The sequence below is a fragment of the Candidatus Bathyanammoxibius amoris genome (assembly GCA_024451685.1).
Taxonomy (GTDB): Bacteria; Planctomycetota; Brocadiia; order Brocadiales; family Bathyanammoxibiaceae; genus Bathyanammoxibius; species Bathyanammoxibius amoris.
Genome location: JAMXCW010000002.1, coordinates 155891 through 182349, shown reverse-complemented (window position 1 = coordinate 182349; position 26459 = coordinate 155891). Strand labels below are relative to the sequence as shown.

At 52.0% G+C, this 26459-nt stretch carries 26 protein-coding genes and 1 tRNA gene; 23 read left to right on the top strand and 4 right to left on the bottom strand.

Annotated elements, in window-relative coordinates:
- The first annotated feature begins 60 nt into the window (after nucleotides 1-60).
- The 9 genes from NOU37_02290 to NOU37_02250 all read left to right on the top strand — a co-directional run bounded on the left by NOU37_02290 (nucleotide 61) and on the right by NOU37_02250 (nucleotide 8834).
- Nucleotides 61-1092: a PstS family phosphate ABC transporter substrate-binding protein gene (locus NOU37_02290; GenBank protein MCQ4574062.1), complete on the top strand. Its 1032-nt coding sequence runs from the start codon at nucleotides 61-63 to the stop codon at nucleotides 1090-1092.
- Nucleotides 1093-1094: 2 nt separating this feature from the next.
- Entirely contained in the window at nucleotides 1095-2042 is a 948-nt protein-coding gene (gene pstC, locus NOU37_02285) for a phosphate ABC transporter permease subunit PstC (protein ID MCQ4574061.1), read from the top strand.
- Nucleotides 2042-2947, top strand: coding sequence for a phosphate ABC transporter permease PstA (pstA, locus tag NOU37_02280; protein ID MCQ4574060.1), 906 nt, complete (start codon nucleotides 2042-2044; stop codon nucleotides 2945-2947). The genes pstC and pstA overlap by 1 nt, the downstream gene beginning before the upstream one ends.
- 181 nt (nucleotides 2948-3128) lie before the next feature.
- Nucleotides 3129-3899, top strand: a complete 771-nt coding sequence (gene pstB / locus NOU37_02275; protein MCQ4574059.1) for a phosphate ABC transporter ATP-binding protein PstB — start codon at nucleotides 3129-3131, stop codon at nucleotides 3897-3899.
- An 8-nt stretch (nucleotides 3900-3907) separates the two neighbouring features.
- Nucleotides 3908-4606, top strand: coding sequence for a phosphate signaling complex protein PhoU (gene phoU, locus NOU37_02270; GenBank protein MCQ4574058.1), 699 nt, complete (start codon nucleotides 3908-3910; stop codon nucleotides 4604-4606).
- Between the two features lie 56 nt (nucleotides 4607-4662).
- Nucleotides 4663-5376 carry a dethiobiotin synthase gene (bioD, locus tag NOU37_02265; GenBank protein ID MCQ4574057.1) on the top strand — a complete coding sequence of 238 codons (714 nt, stop codon included), beginning with the start codon at nucleotides 4663-4665 and terminating at the stop codon, nucleotides 5374-5376.
- A gap of 152 nt (nucleotides 5377-5528) precedes the next feature.
- On the top strand, nucleotides 5529-6626 hold the full coding sequence (locus NOU37_02260; protein MCQ4574056.1) for a 2-hydroxyacyl-CoA dehydratase family protein: 1098 nt from the start codon (nucleotides 5529-5531) through the stop codon (nucleotides 6624-6626).
- A gap of 79 nt (nucleotides 6627-6705) precedes the next feature.
- On the top strand, nucleotides 6706-7962 hold the full coding sequence (locus NOU37_02255; GenBank protein ID MCQ4574055.1) for a 2-hydroxyacyl-CoA dehydratase family protein: 1257 nt from the start codon (nucleotides 6706-6708) through the stop codon (nucleotides 7960-7962).
- A gap of 71 nt (nucleotides 7963-8033) precedes the next feature.
- Nucleotides 8034-8834 (top strand): acyl-CoA dehydratase activase, encoded by an 801-nt coding sequence (locus NOU37_02250; GenBank protein ID MCQ4574054.1) that lies wholly within the window; start codon nucleotides 8034-8036, stop codon nucleotides 8832-8834.
- A gap of 64 nt (nucleotides 8835-8898) precedes the next feature.
- Here the strand turns inward: NOU37_02250 and NOU37_02245 are convergent, their stop codons facing one another.
- On the bottom strand, nucleotides 8899-9468 hold the full coding sequence (locus tag NOU37_02245) for a flavin reductase family protein (protein ID MCQ4574053.1): 570 nt from the start codon (nucleotides 9466-9468) through the stop codon (nucleotides 8899-8901).
- A 219-nt stretch (nucleotides 9469-9687) separates the two neighbouring features.
- Between NOU37_02245 and NOU37_02240 the strand changes: the two genes are divergently transcribed.
- Nucleotides 9688-10596, top strand: a complete 909-nt coding sequence (locus NOU37_02240; GenBank protein ID MCQ4574052.1) for a DUF2194 domain-containing protein — start codon at nucleotides 9688-9690, stop codon at nucleotides 10594-10596.
- A gap of 8 nt (nucleotides 10597-10604) precedes the next feature.
- On the opposite strand, the gene NOU37_02235 is transcribed toward NOU37_02240, so the two are convergent.
- Nucleotides 10605-11609, bottom strand: coding sequence for a tetratricopeptide repeat protein (locus NOU37_02235; GenBank protein ID MCQ4574051.1), 1005 nt, complete (start codon nucleotides 11607-11609; stop codon nucleotides 10605-10607).
- Nucleotides 11610-12825: 1216 nt separating this feature from the next.
- Between NOU37_02235 and NOU37_02230 the strand changes: the two genes are divergently transcribed.
- The 13 genes from NOU37_02230 (at nucleotide 12826) to NOU37_02170 (ending at nucleotide 25773) form a co-directional block, all read left to right on the top strand.
- Nucleotides 12826-13104 carry a transposase gene (locus NOU37_02230; protein ID MCQ4574050.1) on the top strand — a complete coding sequence of 93 codons (279 nt, stop codon included), beginning with the start codon at nucleotides 12826-12828 and terminating at the stop codon, nucleotides 13102-13104.
- A gap of 389 nt (nucleotides 13105-13493) precedes the next feature.
- Nucleotides 13494-15434, top strand: a complete 1941-nt coding sequence (locus NOU37_02225) for an FAD-dependent oxidoreductase (protein ID MCQ4574049.1) — start codon at nucleotides 13494-13496, stop codon at nucleotides 15432-15434.
- Nucleotides 15435-15448: 14 nt separating this feature from the next.
- Nucleotides 15449-15961 (top strand): ubiquinol-cytochrome c reductase iron-sulfur subunit, encoded by a 513-nt coding sequence (locus NOU37_02220; protein ID MCQ4574048.1) that lies wholly within the window; start codon nucleotides 15449-15451, stop codon nucleotides 15959-15961.
- A 23-nt stretch (nucleotides 15962-15984) separates the two neighbouring features.
- The gene (locus tag NOU37_02215) at nucleotides 15985-16719 is read left to right on the top strand and encodes a cytochrome b N-terminal domain-containing protein (GenBank protein ID MCQ4574047.1); all 735 of its coding nucleotides are present in this window, start codon (nucleotides 15985-15987) and stop codon (nucleotides 16717-16719) included.
- A 12-nt stretch (nucleotides 16720-16731) separates the two neighbouring features.
- Nucleotides 16732-17508, top strand: a complete 777-nt coding sequence (locus tag NOU37_02210; GenBank protein ID MCQ4574046.1) for a hypothetical protein — start codon at nucleotides 16732-16734, stop codon at nucleotides 17506-17508.
- A gap of 11 nt (nucleotides 17509-17519) precedes the next feature.
- Entirely contained in the window at nucleotides 17520-19037 is a 1518-nt protein-coding gene (locus NOU37_02205) for a cytochrome c family protein (GenBank protein MCQ4574045.1), read from the top strand.
- A gap of 107 nt (nucleotides 19038-19144) precedes the next feature.
- Nucleotides 19145-20758 carry a hydroxylamine oxidoreductase gene (locus NOU37_02200; GenBank protein ID MCQ4574044.1) on the top strand — a complete coding sequence of 538 codons (1614 nt, stop codon included), beginning with the start codon at nucleotides 19145-19147 and terminating at the stop codon, nucleotides 20756-20758.
- A gap of 307 nt (nucleotides 20759-21065) precedes the next feature.
- Nucleotides 21066-21437 carry a hypothetical protein gene (locus NOU37_02195; GenBank protein ID MCQ4574043.1) on the top strand — a complete coding sequence of 124 codons (372 nt, stop codon included), beginning with the start codon at nucleotides 21066-21068 and terminating at the stop codon, nucleotides 21435-21437.
- Nucleotides 21438-21669: 232 nt separating this feature from the next.
- Complete coding sequence (locus NOU37_02190) at nucleotides 21670-22344, top strand: DUF3365 domain-containing protein (GenBank protein ID MCQ4574042.1); 675 nt, start codon at nucleotides 21670-21672, stop codon at nucleotides 22342-22344.
- Nucleotides 22341-22970 (top strand): DUF3365 domain-containing protein, encoded by a 630-nt coding sequence (locus tag NOU37_02185; protein MCQ4574041.1) that lies wholly within the window; start codon nucleotides 22341-22343, stop codon nucleotides 22968-22970. Before NOU37_02190 ends, NOU37_02185 begins: the two co-directional genes overlap by 4 nt.
- Before the next feature lie 249 nt (nucleotides 22971-23219).
- Nucleotides 23220-24515, top strand: a complete 1296-nt coding sequence (locus NOU37_02180) for an NAD(P)/FAD-dependent oxidoreductase (protein ID MCQ4574040.1) — start codon at nucleotides 23220-23222, stop codon at nucleotides 24513-24515.
- Between the two features lie 152 nt (nucleotides 24516-24667).
- Nucleotides 24668-24916 (top strand): hypothetical protein, encoded by a 249-nt coding sequence (locus NOU37_02175; GenBank protein MCQ4574039.1) that lies wholly within the window; start codon nucleotides 24668-24670, stop codon nucleotides 24914-24916.
- 182 nt (nucleotides 24917-25098) lie between these two features.
- Nucleotides 25099-25773, top strand: a complete 675-nt coding sequence (locus tag NOU37_02170) for a class I SAM-dependent methyltransferase (protein ID MCQ4574038.1) — start codon at nucleotides 25099-25101, stop codon at nucleotides 25771-25773.
- Nucleotides 25774-25852: 79 nt separating this feature from the next.
- Here the strand turns inward: NOU37_02170 and NOU37_02165 are convergent, their stop codons facing one another.
- The gene (locus NOU37_02165) at nucleotides 25853-26197 is read right to left on the bottom strand and encodes a glycine zipper domain-containing protein (GenBank protein MCQ4574037.1); all 345 of its coding nucleotides are present in this window, start codon (nucleotides 26195-26197) and stop codon (nucleotides 25853-25855) included.
- 63 nt (nucleotides 26198-26260) lie between these two features.
- Nucleotides 26261-26347, bottom strand: a tRNA-Leu gene (locus tag NOU37_02160).
- Nucleotides 26348-26459 lie beyond the last annotated feature (112 nt).

The window sequence follows — 26459 nt, the reverse complement described above, 5'->3', positions numbered from 1 at the left end:
TTATTAATATCAGGTGGAAGATGATTAAGAGAGAAGAAAAATACAAAAGTGAGGGAAGAGATGAAAACAAAGAATGAAAGAAATAGCGCCCATTCAGCGCTTGCATTCCTTATTGTAACGGTTTTCTGCATATCCTTACCCCTTAAAGCGGTTCTGGCCGACGACTTAAAGGGCCGTATAAGGATCGACGGCTCAAGCACCGTCTATCCGATAACCGAGGCGGTTGCCGAGGAGTTCCAGGTGAAACACCCCAGGGTGAGGATAACGATAGGCGTCTCCGGCACCGGCGGGGGCTTTAAAAAGTTCAGCAGGGGAGAGGTGGACATTACCAACGCCTCCCGTCCCATAAAACCCAGTGAAGTGAAGATGATTGGGGAGAAAGGAATTGAATATATCGAACTGCCTGTTGCCTATGACGGGCTTGCGGTGATGGTAAACCCAAAAAATACGTGGTGTGATTCCCTGACGGTAGAGGAGTTGAAGAAGATATGGGAGCCAGAGGCGGAAGAGAAGATAATGAAATGGAACCAGATACGCCCGGAATGGCCGGATAAGAAACTACGTCTGTTCGGGCCGGGCGTAGATTCAGGGACGTTTGATTACTTTACTGAGATCATCTGTGGAGAGTCCGGTGCGAGCAGGGGCGATTTCACGCCCAGTGAAGACGACAACATACTTGTCCAGGGCATTGCCAATGATGAGGGGGCGCTGGGGTATTTTGGCCTTGCGTACTATGAGGCCAATAAGGATATGCTGAAGCTGATAGGCGTTGATGACGGGGACGCATCCAACGGAGACGGGCCTGTTAAGGCGTCTTTGGAGACCGTGGAAAACAATACTTATCAGCCGCTGTCTCGGCCGCTGTTTATCTACGTAAGCAAGGAGGCGGCCGGGCGCCCGGAGACGGTGGAGTTCATTGATTTTTATATGAACAGCGGCGGCCCCCTGGTCGAGGAGGTGGGTTTTATACCGCTTTCAGACAGGGCCTACCTGCTGGTGGACGAACGTTTTAAGAGGGGTGAGACCGGTTCTATTTTTGCCGGCAAAAAGGACACGGCCGGTGTAAGCGTTGAAGACCTGCTCAGCAAATAACAGTGACTACAGGTAACCCAAAAAAGCCGGAGCCCCGTATAGTTGAACACGACTTACGGGGACGGAGAAAAGGCTCTCGCGTAAAAGAGGTGGCCGTCCATGCGGTGTTCATGGCCTGCGGTATCCTGTCTATATTCACCACATTTGCCATATTAGGAATATTGATGTACGAGACGGTTGAGTTCTTCCGCGAGGTCTCGTTTATGCAATTCTTCGGCGATACGAAGTGGACGCCGCTCTTCGCGAGCAAGCATTTCGGCATATGGCCGCTCTTTGTCGGGACGTTACTGGTGACCGTAATCGCGATGATTGTAGCCCTGCCTGTTGGGTTGTTATGCGCGGTCTATCTGAGCGAATACGCCCCCACCGGTGTAAGGAAGGTGGTAAAGCCCATGCTTGAGATACTTGCGGGTATCCCCACCGTGGTGTACGGCTACTTTGCCCTGTTGTTTGTCACGCCCCTCTTGCAGAAAATCATACCGGGCATGGCTGGTTTCAATGCCCTGAGCCCCGGGATAGTCATGGGGATTATGATACTCCCCATAATCTCCTCGCTCAGCGAGGACGCGATGTACGCCGTGCCCCAGAGCCTCAGGGAGGGGGCGTACGCGCTGGGGGGCACAAAACTTCAGGTATCGTTACGGACCGTGGTGCCGGCGGCCTTCTCCGGTATCACCGCCTCGTTTATATTGGGCGTATCAAGGGCGTTAGGCGAGACCATGATTGTTGCCATCGCCGCGGGCCTGCAGCCCCGCCTTACGATTAATCCCATCGAGCCTGTCGAGACGATGACCGCCTACATCGTTCAGGTGAGTCTGGGGGACACCCCCCACGGGACCATAGGATACAAGACCATCTTCGTCGTGGGCATGATGCTTTTTCTGAGTACCTTTGTTCTTAACGTTATAAGCCAGTGGCTGCGTGAGAGGTACAGAGAGGTGTATAGCTGATGGCGCCGCAAACACTGGTAAAGGGGCGTCCGCTGAGGCAAGCCCGTCTGGGCGCGAGGGGGCCCAAACGCCGATGGGGCAACGTTGTCTTTCAGGCGGTGGCCATCGCTGCGCTGGTTATAACCATCTCGGTGCTGATACTCCTGCTGGTGGACATATTTATGGATGGAGTGCAACGCCTGAACTGGACCTTCCTTTCGCACTATCCGTCGCGCAAGCCGGAGATGGCGGGCATCCTCCCGGCCCTGGTGGGGAGCGTCTATCTGGTATTCCTGACGGGTGTTATCGCATTTCCTTTAGGTGTGGGTGCGGCGATATATCTTGAGGAGTACGCCGGCAACAACTGGCTCAACAAGGTAATCGAGGTAAACATCGCCAACCTTGCCGGTGTGCCGTCCATCATTTACGGCCTTTTAGGCCTGGAGATATTTGTCCGTTTTATGCATATGGGGCAAAGCCTTCTTGCGGGCGCGTGCACACTTGCGCTCCTGGTGTTACCAATGATAATCATAACCAGCCGTGAGGCCATACGGACCATTCCCATATCCATCCGTGAGGCGTCGTTTGCGGTGGGTGCCACGCGCTGGGAGACCATTAGGCACCATGTCCTGCCGCTGGCATTTCCGGGGATATTAACGGGCACGATTCTAGCGCTCTCCAGGGCGATTGGCGAGGCCGCGCCCCTGATTGCCATTGGTGTACTGGCCTATGTGGCGTTCCTGCCGGACGGGCCTCTTTCTCCCTTCTCCGCACTGCCGATACAGATATTTAACTGGGTCTCACGCCCGCAGAAGGCCTTCGCCATAAACGCCGCGGCGGGCAGCATCGTCCTGCTTGTCGTCCTGCTGTTCATGAACGGAGTGGCCATCTGGCTGCGTAATAAATACCAGAAGAAGCTATTCTAATGAAACCAGGCGCTAAGAACCTTTTTTGGAATACCCTTGAAATACTGCCGAAGGTGCCTTTAAAGGGAGGTTCAACGGGATAATGACACCGGTTCAAAACGCAACGGCCCTTGCAAAAGGAATTAATAACAATAGAATAGTCAGGGACAAAACCCCTTCAGGACAAAAGGGAATTATTGCCATGCCGAAAGAGCTGAACAACAGGGAGGTTGAAGCGGTAGACCTCAACGTTTATTACGGCACCGCGATTGCCGTAAAAAAGGTAACGTTGCCCTTCTATAAGAACAAGATAACCGCCATAATCGGGCCTTCCGGCTGCGGCAAGTCCACCCTCATAAAGTCCATAAACCGCGTAAATGAAATAAGCAGCAAAATGAAGGTTGAGGGCAGGATCCTGTTCAAAGGAAAAAACGTGTACGACAGGGACGTAGACGTGGTAGAATTGCGCCGGCTCATAGGCATGGTGTTCCAGAAACCCAATCCGTTTCCCAAGTCTATCTACGACAACGTTGCCTTTGGTCTGAGGCTTCATAATAAATATAGTAAGAAGACGTTAAATGAGCTGGTTGAAAAGAGCTTGAGGCGGGCCGCCCTCTGGGATGAGGTGAAAGACCGCCTTCGCGAGAGTGCCCTGGCGCTCTCAGGCGGCCAGCAACAGAGGTTGTGCATCGCAAGGGCCCTCGCGGTGGGCCCGGAGGTTATCCTCATGGACGAACCGTGCTCGGCTCTGGACCCGATCGCTACGGCAAAGATTGAAGAACTTGTATTGGAGCTGAAGAAAAAATATACTGTCATAATGGTTACTCACAACATGCAACAGGCTGCAAGGATTTCGGATTACGCGGGCTTTATGCTCATGGGGGAGCTGGTAGAATTCGGAGACAGTTCCCAGCTCTTTACCGTGCCGAAAGAAAAACTCACTGAAGATTATATAACTGGCAGATTTGGTTAGAGGTGGCGATGGAAAGGCATTTCGACGAAGAACTCGCGAGTTTGAAGGAAAAAGTCCTCAAGATGGGTTCGGTGACCCAGAAGATGATTAACTACGCGGCAAAGGGTTTGGCGGAGAGGGACGAATCCACGGCAAAAGACGTCTTCAGGATGGAAGACGAGATAAACCGCCTCCACATAGGGATAGATGAAACCGCCATGAAGCTTCTGGCCCTTCACCAGCCCATGGCAACAGACCTCAGGCTTCTTGCTACGGTTATAAAGATAAACAGCGAACTCGAGAGGATTGCGGACCTGACGGTAAACATGTGCGAGAGCACCCACTTTGTCCTGGCAAAATCTGAACTTAAAGCACACGTAGACATACCCATCATGGCAGATATGGCCGAGTGGATGGTCTGTGAGAGCATAAAGTCATTCGTCAACAAGGACGTAGCCCTTGCGCAGAGGGTCCTTGACGAGGACGACAAGGTGGACGAATTGAAGGACAAGATATTTATGGAACTCCTTAAATACATGATTAAAGACCCGGGCACCATCGACAGGGCCATCTCGCTTATCCTTATATCCAGGAACCTTGAGCGCATTGGCGACCATGCGACAAACATCGCCGAAGACGTTATCTATATGGTACAGGGCCGCGACGTAAGGCATAAGACCCTGGAGATGGAGAAGACTAAATACAAGGAAGCAGAGTCCGATAGTTAGCCGGTTAGAGGGCTCGCAGTGGCTTTTATTCCACCTCAAATTTTTCCCCAAATACCTTGAAACAAAACGTCCTTAAGGGAAAAGGTATCTTTGTTACGGGTACGGATACCGGTGTGGGAAAGACACTGGTGGCGGCGGGTATAGCATGCCTCCTGCATGGCTCTGGCCTAAAGGTGGGTGTGATGAAACCTGTTGCCACGGGCGGCAGCCGGAAGTCCGACATGCTGGTCTCGGACGATGCAATAATGATGAAGGAGGCCGCCCACTCGAGAGATGAATATTCACTGATTAACCCCATATGCCTCCCCTCGATGATGGCGCCCGTCGTGGCCTCCAGGGTGGACAGGCTGCAGGTCGACTGGAAGACCATCTGGTCGGCGTTCAAAACACTTAGTAAAAAATATAATCATCTCGTGGTGGAAGGAATAGGAGGGCTGCTCGTTCCCATAACGGACGACCTGTATGTGGCTGACATGGCACGCAAGATGAAGCTGCCCCTGATAATCGTTTCCAGACCCACCCTTGGGACCATAAACCATACCTTGCTTACGATAGAGGTCGCCAGGTCGCGAGGATTGAAGATAAAGGGCGTTATATTCAACAACACAAAGATAGGCGGTGGTACACTGCTGGAAGAGACCAATAAGATAGAGATAGAAAAGCTCTCAGGCGTACCGGTCATCGCCAGTATCCCATACATACACAGCCCCACCTCAGGGGGCATTGCCACCTATCTGCACGACAATATCAGCCTGCAAGACATCCTCTGACAGCAGGCTGTTAACCGTTACAGTATCACGCAATATCCGTCCGTGATAACGGGTTTCCTTAGAAGTTTATCGGTCTCAGCTACATCGTCGGCCAGAGCCATCTCCCAGAATGTTTGACTGTCAGGCTAAGGCTGTGATAGTATAGGCACCCCATGGAAATGCTTTCGGATATTGCGTTAGATGAAGAACGGCGTTCTTCACAGGATATAGAGGGTGCGGTAGGATATCTCTCCGTCTACGTGCCGGAGGAGATAATCATCGCGGCGGGCGGCAGGGTGCCTTTCCGCATCTACGGCACCGGCAAACCCGCCAAACTGGCCAACGCGTACCTCCCCAAGACCTTTGACCCCCACGTGCTCGACAGCCTTGAGGGGGCCCTGGACGGGAGCTATAAATTTCTTGATGGTGTGGTTGTGGCCAATGTGAGCGATGCCCACCGCCGGCTTTATGACGCGTGGAGGCTGGGGGTGGACTCGATGGAGGTTTTTTTCCTCGACGTCCCCAAAGGCGCCGACGCGCTCAGGCTGAAGGCGTTTCGGCTGGCCCTCTCCACCCTGGTAAGGGATATGGAACGGGCGTTTGCCGTAAAAATCTCGGAGGAGAACCTGCGCAGCGCTATCAGGCTGTGTAATGAGACCCGGCTCCTCTTCAGGAGGCTGAGTGACATGAGAAAAGAGAGTGCACCACCGTTCTCCGCCAAAAGGTTCTTTGAGGTGGTCAGGTGGAGCCAGACCCACGACAAGCACGTGGTTAACGATGCACTCAGAGGATACCTGGAAGAGCTTAAAGGCGCGAAGGGGAGCGTAGCAGACGGCCCCAGGATAATGCTGACGGGGAGCTTCATGAGTTCGCCTGAACTTAGCTCACTTATGGAGAGACTGGGCGCAAGGGTGGTGTGTGAGGACCTCTGTACGGGGATGCAGTATTTCTCAACCCTGGTGGACGAGGATTCTCGCCGGCAACCCCTCGACGCCCTTGCAGAGAGGTATCTGACCATACCCACGGCAAGGATGGTGGACACGGAGTCCAGATGGGACTACCTGTTGCGGACGGCTGAGGACTTCCGGGTAGATGGGGTCGTGTATTTTACCCTGAAATTTGACGACATATACCTCTTTGAATATCCCCACATCAGGGACAAATTTCAGAAGGCGGGCTACCCGGTCTTGTTCATTGAAGCCGAGAATTTCTGGACCAGTCTCGGCCAGATAGAGACCCGTGTGCAGGCGTTTATAGAAATGCTTAGTTGAGATGCTGTTTTTATGGTGTCAAAGGGCTTAAGCCCCGCGGCACCCATAAACCGTGTGCGAAGGGACTAGGGTATATGTAATGGCGGTAGTAGAGACCGATAGACAGAAGCAGCGTCAGTATTTCAGCCTCCAGTTCCAGAAGCGAATGAGGAGGTCGCGCAGCTATTCTCCCCTGAAAAGCTCTCGGGCCAGGGAGCGGGCGATGTTCAAACTGCTGATGGAGAGCTTCAGGGACACCTCAACCGTCATATGGAAGAGCACGTTTGTGCCGTCCGAGATCATATATGCCCTCGGCGCCATCCCGTTGTTTATAGAGAGCTTCAGCGCCACCGCCTCGGCCGTGGGCATCTGCCCGGAGATACTCGACGCCTCCGAGAATCATGGGCTGTCCAGGGATTCATGCACGTTTCTCAGGGGGGTAATGGGGGCGTCGTTCAAGGATATACTGCCGCGGCCCGATGCGCTGGTATCAACCGCGTACTACTGCGACGGCGACCCCAAGATATTCGACATATTCGCCGAGGAATATAAGAAGCCGCACTTTTATCTGCATGTTCCGTATATGGTTGATGAGGAGTGGTCTCGTGACATGCTGGCGGAGCAGCTTGAAGAGATGACCGCGGAGCTTGCCCGCGTAACGGATAAGAAGTTTGACCGGGATAAGATGTCGGAGGTAATAGAGAACTCTAACGAGGCATGCCGTTATTTCAGGCGGGCCATGGAACTGAGGAAGCACACGCCCAGCCCCATGCTGGGCTGCGAGGCCATAGACCATATCGGCTCCATATCACAGCTCTGGGGTTCAAGGGAACTGGTGAGGATATCAAGGCTGTTATGCGAGGAGTTGGAGGAACGTATTGACAGGGGTGTAGCGGCAGTGGAAGACGAGCAGCTAAGACTCCTGTGGTGTCACCTGAGACCGTACTATAATGACGAGGTGTTTAACTATCTTGAACTTGACCACAGGGCGGTGGTGGCCTTCGAAAGCGTAAACCTGATAACGTGGGACGAGATGGACCCGCAGAAGCCCTTCCGGTCACTGGCCGAGAAGCTGCTTGCGAACCCGGCCATAGGCCCGTGCGAGCGGATGACCCACTGGGTTGCCAGGATGGTGAGGGACTACGAGATAGACGGGGTCATATGGATGGCCCCGTGGGGCTGCAGGCACTTTAACAGCCTCTCGCAACTGGTAAAGGAGGGCCTCCGCAGGGAGGTAGACGTCCCGTTTTTTATATTGGACCTTGAGTGCGTAGACAAGAGGAACTATTCCAGGGAGCAGGTGCGGACCCGTCTCGACGCCTTTATCGAGATACTGACGGAGAAGAAAGGCAAATAAGGGGAGAGAAGAAGATTTTGAAACGAACCTTTAGGTATGTCTAGTCTTACAGGAGAAAGAAATATTTAGGAATGATTACGGCAGGGATTGACATAGGCTCGGTTTCTACCGAGGTAGTGGTTATGGGGGAAAACGACGGTGAGATACTGGGTTTCTCCATTATGGAGTCCCAGGTCGATGTGGAGAAGACGGCGCGGGAGGCCCTGGACATGGCCCTGGAACAGGCGCACCTCAGGCTCGAGGACATAGACTCCATAATAGCGACCGGCTACGGGCGGAACAACGTGCCTTTTGCCCATAAATCCGTTACGGAGATTACCTGTCACGCGCTCGGCGCCCACCACCTCTTTCCCCGTACAAGGACTATAATAGACATTGGCGGTCAGGACTCGAAGGCCATTGCCATAGTGGGTAAAGGTAACGGAGATGCCCGTGTAGTGGACTTTATCATGAACGACAAGTGCGCGGCCGGTACGGGCAGGTTTCTTGAGGTTATGGCAGGGGTGCTGGACGTTGACATACAGGACCTGGGGGCGCTATCGCGGAAGTCGTCGCGGGAGGTCTCTATAAGCAGCATGTGTACCGTATTCGCCGAGTCCGAGGTTATCAGCCTGATACATCAGAAACTCCCCAAGGAGGACATAATAAGCGGCCTCCACACGGCCATTACCCGTAAGGTCTTGAGCTTGGTGCAGAGGGTGCCCATAGAGGAGGAGATTACGCTGACCGGCGGCGTGATGAAAAACGCGGGTGTGTGCGAGAAACTTAGAGAGGAGTTCTCGCCCAGGAGCGTTAACCTGCCGGACGAACCCCAGATAGTCGGCGCCCTGGGCGCGGCCATAATGGCCAGGCGGCGCGTCAATTCGAGCTAGTGAGCCGGCCGTGCATAAAAAGACGCGGCAGCCGCATGACCGAAAAATTGCTTGCCAGTACGTGTCACTTAATCTCCCGGCCGATGGAAAATGCCTTGCCTATCAGTTCGCCGATTCCGTAGTAGTAACGTGATTCAGGGGTAAAGATGACCGGGCAGAGCTTTTTAAGGTCCGGTAACCCGTTTTCATCCAGTATATCCTCGTCGGCCTTGACGTCCATGACCTCCCCGATAAACTGGGTGTGGAGGCCGACCTCAACGACGTTCGTGACACTGCACTCCAGTATAAGCGGAAATTCCCCGACGTAGGGCGCGTTCACTATTTCGCTTTTTACGGGGGTCAGGCCGGTTGCCGCAAACTTGTCCGCCGTCTTGCCCGAAACTATGCCGAAATAGTCCGCCTCTCTGGCAAACCTTTCTGACGGCACGCTGACCGTGTATGCCTTCCGTTCCATGATATTGCCGTAGGTGTAAGTGGCCTTGCGCAGCGAAACGGTTACGGATGGCGGCTTGGAGCTGCAGATACCGCCCCAGGCGATGGTCGCGACGTTTGGCCTGCCCTCCCGATCATAAGACCCAACGCACCACACGGGTGTTGGATGGATAAGCGCCTTTGAGCCTAACGATCTCTTCATGAACCCCCCCCCTTTGTGTTTGAGAAAAAACCTTCTGGAAATGTTGAAGCCGGGTACGATGATAATGGGTTATGCTTTGAAAAATGCCCGGAATACGGCTAATATAACGGTTAATACGGGAAAGGTGTTCTCCGCCTGGTTATCGTGACAGGACGTTGCCGTTCAAAGCAAAGCCTTTCCCTAAGATAAACCCGGTTGCCAGGAAGATAATTATACCAAATGTCTGCCAAGAAATTCCTGCGAATATTTCTACTAATTATTGTCGTTTGCCTGCCTGTATGTATGACGGCAGGCGCGGGCGGGAAGTATTACAGGGTACTGTTTGATGCCGGCCACGCACAGAGTTCCGGCAGGCATGCCGACTGGATAATTGACGACGACATGTCGGTGCCGAAACCCACGGACCCCTCTTCGCCCGGGGACTGGTCGGGCGGGATATCCTCGTGGGCCTATGAACTTTATAAGACCGGCAGGTACGGGGTGGAGAGCACGAAAGAGCCGCTAAGCTACGGTAACCCGGAAAACCCGCAAGACCTCTCGGGGTACGACGTGCTGATATTGTGCGAGCCCAACAGTGACCTCGCCGTATCCGAGCGGGCCGCCGTCATCTCGTTTGTGAAAAACGGGGGCGGGCTATTTCTCATTGCGGACCACTTCAATTCCGACAGGAACAACGACGGTATAGACTCTACCGGCATCTTTAATAAGCTTCAGTCGCACACCGGGATACACTTCCAGACCGGGAATGAGATTAATTCGTGGACAAGGGGCGGCCATTACACCGCCAATTTCAGTCCTGATGACGTGGCGGTCCTGCGCGGCCCCTTTGGTGTGGTAGAGATGATATATCTTCATGGTTTTGGGACAATCAGTATAGTGAAATCCCCGGCAAGCCCCGCCGCGAGAGGACATATATGGTTAAAAGGGGCGCGGCAGACGGAACTCAACATAATACTTGCCACCTCCAGGCTGGGCGGGGGCAGGATTGCGGCCCTGTCCGACAGTTCACCGGCTGACGACGGCACCACAAGCACACCGGGGCGCCGCCTTTATGACAATTGGAATAAGGCGAATAACGGCCGTTTGTTGCTTAATGTGACGGAGTTTCTGGCAGGTGGTGAATTCTGATGGATTCTCTATCTCTTCACACCCATGGCGGCCTTTTCTACCTCTATATATCGAGGCAGTTCTGACAGGGGTGCGCCGTTTGTGCTCCACGCAGGGACATGCTTTGGGTCTATCTCTAATGCTTTTTCGTAGCAGGCAAATTCTTTTTCAGGCGGTCTGCCCATCCTGGCCAGGACCCAGCCCTTATTGCTCCACGCGTATGTATTCTTTGGGTCAATCTCCAGTATTTTGTCATAGCATTCAATAGCTTCTTGATACCTGCGCAGGTTACCTAGTGCCACGCCCTTTTTATACCATGCTCCAGCGTCCTTTGGGTTTATCTCCAGTGCCTTGTCGTAGTAGTCAATGGCATCCTGATAACTGCCCTGGCTACCCAGCTCCATGCACTGGCCGTACCATGCCTCGGCGTACCTTGGATCAGTCTTAAGTGCCTTGTTGTCGCCTCCAATGCCTTCTTTATAGCTGCCTAGTTCGACGCCGGCAAAGCCCCTGTTGAGCCATCCCTCGGCAAGCTTTGGGTCCATCTCCAGCGCCTTGTCGCTACATTCAAAGGCCTCCTGATACAAGCGTGCCGCGTACTGGGTTGCGCCGTTCTTGTAGCCCAGCGCGAACAGGGACGCTCCCTTGCTGTACCATGCCTCGGCGTAGCGTGGGTTAATCTTCAATGCCTTATTGTAGCATTTAATGCCCCTCTGATACCTGCCCAAGTTGTCAAAGCCCTTGCCCTTGTTATGCCATGCCTCGGCGTAGCTTAGGTTAATCTTCAGTGCCTTGTCAAAGCATTCAATCGCCTCCCAGTACCTGCCCAATTTGAGAAAGACCGTGCCTTTTTCGTTCCATGCTGTGGCAAACCCTGGTTCAATCTCCAGCGTCTTGTTAAAGTGGATAAGTGCATCCTCATACCTTCGCTGCTTGAGTAGGGCTTTTCCGGTGTTGAAAGACTTCTGTGCATCCTGTGCCTGGGCATCCTGAAGGCAAAACAGGATAATTGCCGTTATTGTGAAAAGGGTCAAATATCTACCAGGCCCTGTCCGGTCCTGCATCGTCGCACCTCACACCTGCCGGTGAGTTAAGAAGCTCAGTGCAGAGAACACAAAAATAAGTGTGCCAAGGATTGGCGGCACACCATCAGGCCTTCCATTGCCCATCTATGCGCCTATCTCTTAAAGGCCATAAGCAAGAGGTTATCAAACTGGTCAGAAGTTTACCACAAAAAAGTGTTTGTCAAAAAAAAGCCGGGTAGGAGAAAAATATAGTAATCTTAGATTCCCGTTTTATTTCAACTACATGTTTTTGTGGCCCCATATTTAATCTCGCAAGCTTTCAATTACATATACAAGATTTGTATGTCCAGCAGAGAGTGTCTGACATGTGGGAATGAACTTATGGATAAAACTGCTGACAGAATTTTGTACGAGCGCAGGTTTGAGGTTTGCCATTGACACGGCTTATATCGGCAAAGCCCGATTAATGGCCAATTCAAAGTCTTAGCAGTGCCTGATTGCCGTACGCATTGGGTTGTTATCCTGCATCGTACTATGTTACTGTTTGATTAGAATAAGTTATTCGAACATAAATTGATAACAAAGAGGGCTACTATTACGATCCTCTTTAAGTTGGTAAGCAAGTTTCCCCTCCCTAAAATTTTCTTAAAAAGTTCTTGCAAACACCTTTTTGTGTGGTATAGTTGCGATAAAATCTCACCGACATATCACATGTTGGTTGTTACGACAAATGGTGTATAACTGCCGCTGATTGTCGTAAAACTAGGCTGTTTTACGGTATATCACGACAAAAACACCTTAAAATGGCAGGAATGATAATGAGGGCTAGTAGGCGAAGCTACCTTCGATGGTCTGGTATTGCCTGTGGTATGGCAGTAACCCGTGGTTTTTCAACGTCTACGCCTACCCCCTCCCACAAAGTAACGTATTCTAACTTTAAACTAACATGTTCTAACCTTCTCAAAGATAGTGAAATGGTAACAGTCTCATTTTCTAACAAGGAAGATATAGACAAAGGGCCTGTGCTAACTCTGTAACACTAATTTCAAGATCATAACAAGAACCTCACCTTAAAATGGCAGGAGTGATAATGAGGGCTAGTAGGCGAAGCTACCTTCAGCAGTTCGGCATTGCCTGCGGTATGGTAGCGATCTGCCTCCTTTAAATCGGTCCAGTTTTAATGTCAGTCTTTGGAGTTAAATTGGATCAGAAGAAGTGGGGAGTTGTGAGTCGCAAGAGATATACAGTAGACCAGATAATCCACAGACTTGAAGAAGCAAAGATGGAGCTATCTCAGGGAAAGACGGTTGGACATATTGCACGCAAGCTCGGAATCGCGGAGCAAACGTATTACCGGTGGCGCAGGGAATACGGTGGCCTGAAGGTAGATCAGGGCAAGCGTCTGAAGGAGCTTGAGTATGAGAACACCCGTCTTAAACGTCTGGTGGCGGACCTGTCTCTGGACAAGGAGATTCTTAAGGACGCCGCTTCTGTAAAGTTCTAGGCCCGTCGAAACGGCGCATAGTAGTAAAGCGTGTACGGTTCGGGTTTAAGGAGTTGAAGCGGTGTGCATGTAAGATACCGGGTCGGTCCATGTCCACCCGGAGGCATAGAGCACATGTAGCCTCTGGGGAGGCGAAGCTGGTGGCACGCACAAATAAGCTTGCCACACAGTATGGCCGGTAAGATTGTAACAAAAACCTCACCTTAAAATAGCAGGAAGGATAATGAGGACTAGTAGGCGAAGCTACCTTCAGCAATCCGGCATTGCCAGCGGTATGGCAGTAGCCGCCGGTCCTTCAACGTCTACCCCATCCTGCAAAGTAGCGTGTCCTGATCTTTCTCTAAAGATGGTGGATGGTAACAGTCTCTTTTTTCTAATAGAGGAAAGATATGAGCGGAGAGTCTGCTAATTCTATAACAATAAGCTTCAAGGAGCGCGACTTCTCAATATCTCTAGATGAGCTCTCCCAGATGAGGGCCAGGCATCTGGAGGCCGCACGGCAATCTGTGCTGACTGACACACCGGTAGCCACTTCTGTGGACAAGGAATGGTTTCGTGAGAATGTGCCCTGTCGCCGCACCTGTCCGTCTGGCACCAATGCAAGGGGCTACGTGATGGCCATTGATGAAGGTAGGTACCAGGAGGCCTATCTGATTGCCAGGAGGAATAATCCCTTTGTTGCCGTCTGCGCTAAGGTCTGTGGTGCGCCCTGTGAGTCGGCCTGCCAGAGGGGCAAGGTGGACGAGGCGGTAAGCATAAGGGGCCTGAAGGATTTTGCCGTAAAAAACAACCACCTGAGTACTGGGGAGGTTTATCGTTGGATAAGGCAGAAGATGGGAAAGGTGAAGCCTGCAGTGGTGAAGAGGGAGTCTCCCAAGCTCGTCCCGGCTCGGATGGCGATAATTGGTGCGGGGCCCGCCGGCCTTTCGGCCGCCCATGACCTGATACTCATGGGTTACGAGGTAACGCTCTATGAGGCCGGCAGTAATCCTGGTGGTATGCCTGCCAATGCGCTACCCTTCTTCAGATTGGATAGAGAGGCAGTGAGGAAGGACGTGGAGTCCATACTCTCTTTGCCCATAAAGCTGAAACTTAATCAGGCCTGCGGAAAGGACTTCAGCCTTGACCAGCTCAAGGAGGAGTTTGGCGCAGTTCTTATCGCGGTGGGTCTCCAGAAGGGGAGGGGTGTACCCGTCCCGGGAGTGGAGACGCCAGGGGTTTTATCAGGGTTGGACTTCCTGATGGACGTAGGGGACATAGCAACTGACCGAAAGTTTACTCTGGGTGAGAAGGTAGTAGTAATAGGAGGGGGATGCGTGGCTACCGATGTAGCCAGGGCGGCAATGAGAATTGACTCCACCAGCGAGGTGCACCTTGTATGCCTGGAGGCCATGAAGGGCTGTAGACCTGATAACCTCAAGGAGGAGATGCCTGCCTGGATAGGCGACGTTGTGGATGCTAGTGAGGAAGGAATCATCATGAACACCTCCTGGGGCCCCAAGAGGGTGGTGGTGGGTCAGGATGGCCGGGTCGCGGGTCTGGAGGTGATAAATGTAATCGATGTTTATGACTCAGAGGGCCGGTTTAACCCAACCTTTGTCCCGGGTACAGAACGCATCATAGAATGCGACAACATCCTCCTGGCTGTGGGTCAGGCCCCTGATATGAGTTTCCTGGACGGCAGTCAGGGTTTTGAGCTAAACCAGAGGAAGATGCTAAAGGTAGACCCCGTTACCCTGGCCACCTCCAAGCCCGGAGTCTATGCCTGCGGCGACATCCTGGGCCCGGGTCTGGTAATAAATGCAGTAGCTTCGGGTCAGCTGGCCGCCCAGTCCATGCATGAATATCTGGGAGGCGTTGGCTCCCTGGGGCTGAGCAAACAGGAGCACATGGAGGCAATACCCATTACCTGGAGATTTGAGAGGTTCTACTACGGACTCTCCCTGACAAAGCAGTATCCTACCCTGCGGCCTCCCGAAGAAAGGCTCAAGGGATGGGAGGCCTCAGAGATACCTTACTCAGAGTACGAGGCCCAGGACCAGGCCGGGCGGTGCTTGAACTGCAATGTCAGCCCGGTAATAGGGCAAAGGCAGGAGATGCAGTGTATCCTCTGCGGAGGTTGTGTGGACGTCTGCCCCACCAGGGCTCTCGCTATGGCCTATCTGGATGGGTCAGTGGTGAAGGAGTTTTCCCTATGGGATGGTGCGGGAGGTGATGGGCCCTGGGTAGGGCTGACACAGGATGAGGAGCTTTGCATCCACTGCGGACTGTGTAGCTATCGCTGTCCCGTTGATGCCATCTCAATGGTGAAATTTGAGGAAATCTTGTAGAGAGGTTGTATGTGATGGTTAAGTCTAAGACAAATGCAGAGGAAGCTATACCCACGGGGGTTAAGAAGCCCGCCAGACGACAGGCTATGTGGACTGCGCTCTGGTGGAGTGGCTGGGGGCTACTTCTTGTCATACTCAGTGTTACAGGGGCAACGCTGGTACGGTTCCTCTACCCCAGGGCCACTTACGAGCCCTCTAAGATTTTTAAGGCCAAGAGGCCTGAGCAGTACGCAAAGGGCTCGGTGAACCTGGTGACCGGCCGAAAGGTCTGGATAATACGGGGAGATAAGGGCTTTTATGCCCTCCTGGCCATATGTACCCATCTAGGTTGCCAGCCGGTATGGTATGAAGGCCAGCAGATCTTCAAATGCCCCTGCCATGGCAGCCGTTTTTACAAGAACGGGGTAAACTTTGCTGGCCCGGCCCCCAAACCCTTGGAGCGCCTGGAGATTACCGTGGCCAAAGATGGACGGTTGGAGGTTGATGAGGGCAAGAAAGTGAATATAGACTACTTCCTGCGTGCCTAGCGATTCTTTTTAAGAGGAGAGAGATGAATATATTCACCCAGATGTGGAGGTCTGTATTCAGGACCGGGACTTCTGATAGTCACCTCCACCGGGTCTTCCGTGTGATATCGAATTTTGTCCTTCATATCCAACCAGCCCGGGTGAGCAAGGACGGCATAAAGTTTACTTACACCTTCTGCCTGGGTGGGTTCGCTCTCTTCTTCTTTATAGTCACGGCCATAACCGGCGCGTTTCTGATGCTTTATTATGTGCCCCATGTGGATAAGGCCTATTCCAGCATGAAGGACATAGACTATATAGTACCCTTCGGCTCCTTTCAGAGGAACCTCCACCGCTGGGCAGCTCACCTGATGGTCCTCATTGTGCCTCTGCACATGCTAAGGGTATTTTTGACCAGCTCTTATAAACCACCTAGAGAGTTTAACTGGGTCATCGGGGTGGGCCTGCTTGTGATAACCTTATTGCTTAGTTTTTCGGGCTATTTACTGCCCTGGGACCAGTTGTCTTTCTGGGCAGTGACAGTAGGAGCTACAATGGGGGAAAACACCCCCGTCTTGGGCGCTAAAGGCCCTTTTAGCATCCTTGGCCCTGAACAGGATATCCATTTTATTATATTGGGCGGCACCGCAATAGATCAGCCCACCCTGATTCGCTTTTACTTTGCCCACTGTGTGGGCCTGCCAGGGGTCGCAGTGGGATTAATGGCCGTTCACTTCTGGAGAATCAGAAAGTCCGGAGGCATTTCCAGGCCTTTATAGTGTATTAGACAAATGGTAGAGAAAACAGAAAACAAAGAAAAGATTAGACTCATCACCGTGGTAAGAGAGGACCTCCTGCTCAGGCAGCGTGATGTCTATCCGAAAGAAGAAAAGGTAGACACCTGGCCCCACCTGGTAAAGAGGGAACTCATAGCCGTGCTGGCGGCCTCCATAGTGGTCGTGGCCTGGAGCCTGCTACAAAATGCCCCTCTGGAGGAGCTGGCCAATCCTAATGAGACCCCCAAGTTGGCCAAGGCACCCTGGTATTTCGTGGGCCTGCAGGAACTGCTGGTGTATTTTGACCCCTGGATGGCAGGAGTGGTACTGCCTACTGTCATCCTTGTTGGCCTGGCTCTCATACCCTACATCGACCCTGACCCCATAAAGGGGGTGGGCCGCTATAACGTGAGGACGAGAAAGTTTGCCTCGGCCTGTTTCATTGGGGGCTTTACTATGTGGTTTGTCTTGGTGATAGTGGGTCAGTATTTCCGGGGCCCATTCTGGAACTTTTATTGGCCGGGGGAAAGCTGGGATGTTATCAAACCCATGGAGCAGGCGCTGGGCAGTTTCCCCCTTCCTGCGGGCATAGCCTTTTTGGTATGTTACGGTGCTCTGATGCTTATACTCCCGGCCATCCTCTTCCCTAAGTTTTTCTTCAAACTGGGTCTTATACGATACTTCATTACAATGAATCTATTTGCCGCCATGCTATTTGTGCCCATAAAGATATTATTGAGGGTCGTCTTTAATGTCAAATACGTACTGGTAACCCCCTGGTTTAACATATGAGGTAGAGTGGAATGTTGTGGAGGATACCTTTTGTTGTCTTATCAGTGGTCTTGCTGGGCCTGCTTGTCCTCTGGGTTGTCAGGGAAGTCTACCCCGAGTGGGTGGGCTATCAGAAGGTCGCTTATGCCGAACAGGTGGACAGGCTAGAGCACGAGCTGGAGAGGTGGTCCGACCCTAAATGGGGGGATCCTGTCATGGCAGAAAAGCTGAAACAGAGGATTGCGGCCCTAAAAAACCCCCCCGTGGGGGTAAAACAGTTACTCCTTAAAGGCAGCGGACGTTGGAAGGATGGGGAAAACGGAGAGAAGGTGGACAGGTGTATGACCTGTCATGTAGATGTGGACAAATTAGAAGAACTGCACCCCAAGACGTTTGATTATTTACCTTACGACATTTACGGCTGTACGGTCTGCCACGGTGGCCAGGGCGAATCCCTCCGACTGGAGGGGGCCCATGAGCACTTATATGCCAGCAGGAAAGAAATGATTGGCAGGATAGACACCGCTGATGCCGTGCTGGAGTTGTGGAAGGGATTGGCCGAACTTTCCCCCAAGGAGGGCCAGGAAGCCTCAGATTACAAGTATTACAGCATAACCGGCGAGAAGGCGGTCTACGTGGGCAGCACTGCCTGCGTCAGGTGTCACAAGGGCCTCACCACCTGGCACATCGACCGCTGGAAGGACAACAAGTTTGTCACCATGGAACGGGTCAAAAAAGCAAAAGACTTTATACAAGGTGATGAGGAGTACAGAAAGAAGTGCTACGAGTGCCATACCACCGGGTACGATGAAGAGACCGGCGAATATGTAGAGGAAGGTGTCACCTGTGAGGCCTGTCACGGGCCCGGACAGCTTTACGTCTATTTTATGAGTCAGGGAAAGGTGGACGAGGCTGGTAGGCTCAGCAAACTAGGTTTTAGCTATGACGTCTGCGGTAAATGCCATATGGCCAGACACCACGAGCTGAGGGCTGAACCCCTCGCCAAGATTCAATCCGAAGGCCCGGTGACACAGGCCTTACCGCAGAAAGAAACCTCTCAGGAAGAGGTAATACCTGTTAGCGTGCAGGTGCCTGTATTTGGGGGGTCTGCCGGGACATCCCCGCTCTCGGAAGATGAGATCATCCGGGAAACTAAATTGGTAATCGTTGAAGGAGAGGCCTTCTCCCCGGTCCAGGAGGCGGTGGGACAGGAGGCCGTGCCCCTGGATGAAAAGTCCCCACAGCAGGAAGGAGAAGCTACTTCTTTCTCGGAAGACGAGATTATCCGGGAAACTAAACTGGTAATCGTTGAAGGAGAGGCCCCACCCCCGGCCCAGGAGGCTGCGGGACAGGAGGCCATGCCCCTGGATGAAAAGTCCCCACAGCAGGAAGGAGAAGCTACTTCTTTCTCGGAAGACGAGATCATCCGGGAAACTAAACTGGTAATCGTTGAAGGAGAGGCCTTCCCCCCAGCCCAGGAGGCTGTGGGGCAGGAGGCCATGCCCCTGGATGAAAAGTCCCCACAGCAGGAAGGAGAAGCTATTCCTTAAAACCCAAGCGAGAGTGTTACAAGAGACTACGAAACCTTCAGGCCAAGACCTCCAGTACCCAGGGAGGTTAAGCAGTAGTAGAAACTTTGTTAAGGAGGGAGGCGTTTATGAGATTACCATTTATCATAGCGTTGGCCACGGCAGTTATTTTACTAGGGCCGGGTCAGGCCCGAGCCGCCGACGAAAAGGCCCCTGAGGAGAAGGTAGCCAAGAAGTCCTGGGCCTATCCCACACCAGAGCTTCAGAAAATGTTCGCAGAGGCAGTGTACCTGGAAAAGGGGGATGGTCCCTTTGCCGATGCCTACAAGCCCATACCTCTCTACATGTATATGAATCCTTTAAGACACTACGTACGGCCAGACATCAAGATGTTTCCAGAGTTGATGAAAAAATTTCAACCCGATCAGTGTGTGGAGTGCCACGCCGATATCACACCTGGGATAGTCAACTCCTGGAAGGCCTCCACCCATGCCCAGCCCAAGAGGAATGAATATTTCGCCGCAAAGACCGCGGAGATAGAAAAACGCCTGGGTCGGGAGATAAAAGAGGTAGACTGTTCTGGTTGCCACGGCAAGAGCCACGATGTGCTGCAGATGCCCACCGTGGATAATGCCTGTGGTGAGTGCCACTTGAAGCAGGCAGAGGAGTATGCCTCTGAGAGAAAGTACGGTCGGCCCAGCCATCTCCAGAGCTGGGAGGCCAACGTGGTGGTGCCCTGGTATATAGAGTCATATCGTCAGGGAGAAGGCGCCTCTCTGATAGGCTGTGACATGTGTCATGAGGAAATGGCCAGGTGTGACACATGCCACACCAGGCACAGCTTCTCAGCCGCTGAGGGCAGGAGACCGGAGGCCTGCATGAGTTGTCACATGGGACCTGACCATCCCGATTGGGAGACCTACAGCCATTCTAAGATGGGCACTATTTATGAGCTGGAGGGTGAACATTGGCCCTGGGACAAGCCCCTGGGGGACATCATCCCTGGAAAGGACTATAAGAGTCCCACCTGTCAGTATTGCCACATGTATATGGGGGGTAATAAATGGACGATTAATCCCATTAGCAAGGGCATCTGGCGCATGGGCACCGTACCCCCGAAGGAGGTAGAGTATAAGTCCAGCCTCAAGGACTACCCCTACGGGATTAATATCCCTCCTTTGGATGCGAAACTGGAGGTATATTCCCCGGAGAATCTCCAGAAGCGGGAGCTGTGGATAGAGATGTGCGGCAGGTGTCACAGCAGCCGCTTTGCGCGACTGTGGCTGGAAAACATGGATCAGTACATGTTCCTGTGTTTCAAGAAGCAGGACGAAGCCCAGCTGATACTTGATCAGGTCGTTGCTGAGGGCCTGCTTAACCCTGCTCCTAAAGACAGGCCTGTCTTCCCTATGGGAGACGTACTGGCCGATGCCCTGGGCCCGGATAAGTTAGGGATGGGTGTCTACAAGGCCTTCAAGGATCTGGAGGGGCGTGTCCCTGTAATAGGCCCCATTCTTGGGGTCTATAGTGTCTTCATCACCAGACCCGGCACTCCCAGTGCCATAGAGAGGGAGTACGCGGAAATGTGGTTCTGGTACAAGCTCAAGGGTTATAAGGGTACAGCCCATGCCCAGCAGGATTATTCCTGGTGGTATGGCTGGTCGCACATGATTGGTTCACTGGCTCGTATCCAGGATGAGGCCAATAGGCTCAGAAGGCTCAAGGCCCTGGAGGAGAAATAGATCACTGACCGACGACTGAAGAGAGAGCCCCCGTTCTCGACGCGGCCTCCCTTATATGGAGAATGTCCCAGATGTATACTCTCCGTATGAGTTGGGCTCTCTCTTTCTTACATAGATGTATTTACCAGTTATCGTATGTGCCGGGTGCTTCAAAGGTATCGTCTGGTTTAAGGCCTGTTTTTATGGGTTTTTGTTTTCTCTGCGGAGGTATAGGCGTGGGAAGTTCAGGTGAGTTGATAGCTTTTGTGTGGGACTTTTGTAAGGGTCCTACTCTAACTGCGTAAGGCAAATTAAAGGAGGTCCGCCAATGCCACTTAGGGGCGAAACTGACGCTACTACTTTATTGGATGTGAAAAGTGCAATAGACATTCAGCCCACGGAGCTAAAGATTAACCCCGGTGGAAAGGTGTCAATCACCCTCCCCGGGATCAAGATAAAACTGCCCGAGGTTAAGATGAAGCTCTGGTTTTTGCCCTTTATTCGTTTGAGTGGCATGGAGATAACTACGGAGCCTGCGAACATCGGGGTAAATTTGTCAGAAACGGTGATGGAGGTCAGGGTGGAGCGTGACACCAGAGTAGAGATCCTTACTAACGGAGAGGTAAAGGCGCATGCCAAGCTGGAGGGTTCGGGTAGTCTCCAAGGTGGACCTATGAGCCTGGAGATTCCTGCAGATTAGTTCTTTCAGAAACGGGAACAGTAGTAGTCTACGGATTTATTTGTGGTCCGTTAGTATTTTATAAGATGCTTTTTGTAGTAAGACCGGGGTGTATCAAGACCCACATTGCAAGAAAGATGCCGGGAGAATCGGGGCTCAAAACAGCATTCACAAGAGGGCATGGAGAAGGCGGCTGGGATGGTCTTGGAAGCCACACAGCAAAATACTCATTAAGGCAGACGGAGGACATGCCATGAAAGATGCAGTGAGGAAAATTAAGTTCGTATTAGCCTTCACGGCACTGAGCCTTTTCTTTGCCGAAGACGGCAGGGCTCAAGTATATGACTACGAAAGGGTGTCAAGCTCCATCGTAAACATGATGAACGCGACGACAGACTTTATTGCGGATAACTTCGAGGTGATAAATACCCACAACGCAAAGGTTGGAGAACCAATCCCCGAAGGTGAACTCACTAGCTACAAGGGGATTAATCCCGAGGGATTTGCCACCTTGATAGCGATAGAGTTTGCCAGGATGACTGGGATATCGACAAAATTCGTCTCGAATGGAAAGGGTAAATGCGGCCCAAGGAATATGTACAATAAACCGGACAAGTGGGAGAACAAGCAACTGGAGAAATTTTCTAAGGTAAGATACCCCAAGGGGGTAGGCTACGGAGAGATAGAGCTGGTGGGCGGTGCGGAGCTAAACAAGATGGTCTACCGCTATATATACCCCCTGTACATAGAGGACCGTTGCCTAAAATGTCATGGTGACCCTGCAGCAAGCCCCACTGGGGACGGTAAAGACTTGACTGGCTTTGAGATGGAAGACTACAAGCTGGGAGAACTTCGTGGTGCCATAAGCCTTGCGTTCCCTGTGGATGAAACATGGCTGGCCAAGGAAGAGGAGGGAGAACGGAAATGAAATCCCTACAGAAAATCGCAGTTGTAGTGTTAATGTATACTCTGACAATATTTCCTGTCGGAGACTGTTTTGCACAGGTTTATGACTTCAACAAAATAGCCAAACATATTATAAACATGTTGACCGTTTCAAGCGTTCTGATAGCCGAGAATATGGATGTTATTGACACGCACAATGCAAAACTCGGCATGCCTGTCCCCGAAGATGAACCTTACAGCTACAAGGGCATTAACCCCGTCAACTTCGCCATAACCATTAGCAAGGACTTTACAAAAAGGTCAGGAGTTAGGATCAAGTTCGTTGATGTAGGGAAAGACGAGTATGGCATCAGAAACCCGGATAACCTGGCTGATGAATGGGAGCAGGTCCAAATCAGTAAATTCAAGGGGCAGGGACTTCGAGCTGACGCAGGTTTTGGAGAATACAGCAGGGTAGACGAGAGGCCAAAGGAGATAGTTTACCGCTACTTCCACCCCCTCTACATGAATGAGCAATGCCTAAAGTGTCACGGCGACCCCTCGAACAGCCCCACAGGTGACGGGAAAGACATAACTGGCAGTTACATGGAAAACTACAAGCTTGGAGAGCTAAAGGGAGGTATAAGCATGACCTTCCCTGTCCAATAAGGGTCGTGCTGTGATATTAGTAAATAACAGAACAAAAGCTGTGATACTCTCCGCCACAGATGTGGCCACACTCTTCGTCCTACTGGTTGGCGTTGTGGTAGTTTCTATCCAGGGGCCGGCGGTGCGCCTATGATGATACCCGTATGACCGAACTTGCTAACAGGGCTTATGACTTGCTCTGTACAATTAAGATTTAATTCCGCTAACAGCCTACCTCCTGAGAGTTTGCAGCAAGGACATCGCAATAACATGTCCATTTCCGATAACTACCATCCAAACGTAGCAAGAGTGAGTCACTCCCTGGGTCCTCTGGAGGACGGTCAGACTGCAATCATTATTGGGGGCGGCCCTGCCGGCTCAAGTTGCGCCATCACCCTGAAGATGATGGGCAAGAAGCTGGGCAGGGACATAAACGTCATCATATATGAGGGAATGAAGTTCAACGAAGACTGTATTAAGAGGGTAGGAGTTCTGTCCCCGCCCCTCAAGGAGACCCTGGAAGAGGTCTTGGGAGTAACCTTTCCCTGTGAGGCCATCCAGAGGAAGGTAGCCGGGTATTATCTCCACTCAGGCGATGCCAAGATCAAGCTTAATCTGGGAGGAAGACTCTCCTTTGTGGGACACAACGTGGCCATTGACCGCTACCTGTTGGGCAAGGCCAAGGAGCTGGGTGTAAGGGTTATCCCGGGGAGGGTAAAGGACATAAAATTCTATCCTGACGGTATTGCAGTAGAAAGTGACCTGAAGGGGGCAAAGGGAGCGACAAAGGGAGACGTCCTGGTAGGCGCCTTTGGGCTGGACGCAGAGACAGCCAACCTTCTGGAACAGGCCACACCCTATGTGACTCCCAAGGCGCTGTTCTCTGTTGTGACCAAGATCCCCGCCGACCCGGAGTATTTAAAGGAATGTGAGGACTATTTACATGTGTTCTTGCCTACCACCCTCGATGACATAGAGTTCGGTGTGGTCACCCCAAAACTTACCGACCTTATCGTTAACGTGGCAGGGCCTGCCGTGACTGAAGAGTCCCTGGAACGGTTCCTCTCCCTGCCGGAGGTAAGGGAACTGGTTCCGGCGGATGTCGTCAGGGAAGATGAGAAGCTGGTGTCCCGGCCGTTGCCCATCCCTCTGGAGCCTGCGCAAAACAGTTTTGGAGACAGGTATGTCACGGTAGGAGACACCTCCGGGCTTGTCAGGGCCTACAAAGGCAACGGTATCAACTCCGCCTGCGAGACCGGGATAAAGGCGGCAGAGGTGATGTTAAAGGTTGGAATATCCCACCGGGCCCTGAAAGAGTACTATACAGCCTTTTCACACATAGTAAAGGACCTCCCCTACGGCCGTACGGTAAGGCAGATGACCATACTTGGGGAGAAATACGGTACGATGCCCGGCGCGCTCAGGGTCGCGGCTAAAGACAGGGTCCTGTTAAACGTATTGACAGACTTCCTCTCAGGCACCAAGACCTATCGTGAGATTGTAGGGGATTCGGGTGTTGTCGGGCTCTCTTTAAAATTCCTAAGGGGCGCAACGGCAGCTTCTTAAGGTCCTTTAGACCCAACAAATTGTACTCTGACCAAGATTACCGCTATTGCTGACGTAACCTCAATCAAAATAAGTGTACATAAATTATTTTAGTGTAGGATTCGTAATTATACTGACAACAAATTTCAGGTGGGTAAAAGAGGTCTAAAATCATGCAAATTGGGATAGAGCGAGGCAAATTAAATTTTAGCATAAGAAGGGCGTGGCAGACGGGACTCAACATAATACTTGCCACCTCCAGGCTGGGCGGGGGCAGGATTGCGGCCCTGTCTGATAGTTCACCGGCTGACGACGGCACTACAAGCACACCGGGGCGCCGCCTTTATGACAATTGGAATAAGGCGAATAACGGCCGTTTGTTGCTTAATGTGACGGAGTTTCTGGCAGGTGGTGAATTATGATGGATTTTCTGAAACGGTGTCCTTTTTTTATGGTTTTCTCACTATTTTTGTCTTTAAAAAATGGCAAATATTGATATATTACGTAGTTTATGAAGGGGTAAAGGTCGAGTTTGGACCCCATTTTGGCCGGATAATTCTTAGATAATATGGGAAATGGGCCTTGGGCCTGGGGAGGAATGGTGATGAAGGTACTGTCTATCGTTAATGTCGTGTGTTTCTGTGTGGTTGTGTTAAGCATGACTTTCATTGCCTATGCACAAGAGGCTGAGGTAAAGAAAAAGAGCAAGATTTTCCCTCCCGAGAGGATTGAGGAACTTGAGGAACCCAGGGAATGGCAGAAGCCCGAACAGATTATGGAGTTTCTGGACATAGAGCACGGCTATGTTGTGGCCGACATAGGTACCGGCGCCGGGTACTTCGCCCTGTACTTTTCTGACTGGGTTGGAGAAAACGGCATTGTCTACGCCGAGGACATACAGCAGGAGATGGTGGACTATACGGCAGAAAAGATAAAAGAAGAGGGAATAGAGAACATTAAGGTAGTGCTGGGCAAACCCGATGACCCCGGCTTCCCTGAGGGCTCGCTGGATCTGGCGTTTATGGGGAACGTCTACCATGAGGTGGAGAACCCGGCAGCGCTTTTAAAGAGTATAAGCCGTTCGCTAAAGCCCGGTGGCATGTTGGTTATCATAGATTGGCGGAAAGATAGGGAATCGGATTTTGGCCCCCCCATGGATGAAAGGGTAGCGCGGAACGACGTGGAGATTGCTGCGGAAGAAGCGGGCTACTACACGGTCCGTTACCACCCGTTCTTACGGCAGCACTATTTCCTGATATTTAAGGTAAAACCGCAATAATAAGACGTTTTCAGGACGTAAGGGTTTGTGAGTTGCAGGCCAGGTTCCGCCTTTTCTTGCGGGGTGGGTTTTTGTCTCGCTATTCAGGGGGTTTTTCGGGTTCGCCGGTCTGTGCGGGAGTTCCAAGCTTCATTCTGGCCTCGACGTCATCAAGCTGCTTTTTTATTTCCTTTTTCTCTTCTTCGTCCTTCTCTTTTTTTTGCATTATTTTGCTGGTCACAGCGCCTACCACACTACCGGCGCCTGCACCGATGGCGGCACCTATACCGGGCGCACCGAAGGCCGCGCCGATTGCCGCACCGGTGGCTGCACCTGCCCCCATACCTATTCCGGCACCCTTTGCCGTCTTGCTGGAGGTACACCCCGTACCCGGCAGGCCTAAACCTAGAATACATATGAGGGTTATCAGATAGAAACTTTTCATAACGTTGTTTTTCTTTTTATCCTCCCGGCTGGAAGCCCCCCGCCTTCAACGCACGGCTGTTATTGGTGCCGAAGCGGGGAGTCGAACCCCGATGGACTTGCGTCCACTAGGTCCTGAACCTAGCGCGTCTGCCAGTTCCGCCACTTCGGCATCAAGTGAGATTTTAGGCAGTGACGTAAGCGTAGTCAAACAAAGAATTAAAAATGTTTGACGAATTTGATTTTTGAATGCGGTGATGGTATGATTTGTAAGTTAAATGTAT